Genomic DNA, 818 nt, shown 5'->3' with positions numbered 1-818 from the left:
ACGAGCGTCACTGGCAGACCTGGAAATTCCCGGACGAAACCCCGGAATTTGCCGCACATATCAATGTGAATCAGGAAAAGGATCATGATGCTGAAAATTAAACCCGCAGCGGGAAAAGCCATCCGTGACCCGCTCACGATGAAATTACTGGCGTCTGAGGGAGAAGAAAAGCCCCGTAACAGTTTCTGGATACGTCGCCTTGCAGCCGGTGATGTGGTTGAAGTCGGGAGCACCGAAAACACGGCGGATGATACCGACGCTGCGCCGAAAAAACGGAGTAAATCGAAATGAGCGATATTTCATTTAACGCGATCCCGTCAGATGTTCGCGTTCCTCTGACGTATATCGAATTTGATAACAGCAATGCCGTCAGCGGAACACCGGCTCCCCGTCAGCGCGTGCTGATGTTCGGGCAAAGCGGAAGTAAAGCCAGTGCGGCACCAAACGTGCCTGTCCGTATCCGTTCCGGCTCACAGGCCAGTGCGGCGTTTGGTCAGGGTTCCATGCTGGCACTGATGGCAGATGCATTCCTGAACGCTAACCGCGTGGCGGAGCTGTGGTGTATTCCGCAGGGGAACGGCACCGGTAATGCTGCTGTCGGTGAAATTTCACTGTCAGGAACGGCAGGCGAAAACGGCTCGCTTGTGACTTACATTGCCGGTCAGCGACTGGCGGTATCTGTCGCAGCAGGTGCAACGGGAGCGGCGCTGGCTGACCTGCTGGTTGCCCGAATCAAAGGCCAGCCTGATTTACCGGTGACGGCAGAAGTTCGCGCAGACAGCGGGGATGATGACACCCATGCAGATGTGGTTCTGAGT

Annotated in this window: 2 protein-coding genes; both read left to right on the top strand. The window is 55.7% G+C overall.

Annotated elements, in window-relative coordinates; translation table 11 throughout:
* Positions 1 to 84: 84 nt before the first annotated feature.
* Positions 85 to 291, top strand: a complete 207-nt coding sequence (locus AC0L3J_RS37130) for a DUF2635 domain-containing protein (protein ID WP_000979227.1) — start codon at positions 85 to 87, stop codon at positions 289 to 291.
* On the top strand, positions 288 to 818 hold a 531-nt coding region (locus tag AC0L3J_RS37125; RefSeq protein WP_473350393.1), incomplete at its 3' end, for a phage tail sheath N-terminal beta-sandwich domain-containing protein. The genes AC0L3J_RS37130 and AC0L3J_RS37125, both read left to right, overlap by 4 nt.

Source organism: Bradyrhizobium sp. Kon37, from assembly GCF_055807535.1.
This window is presented reverse-complemented; position numbering and strand designations above follow the sequence as displayed.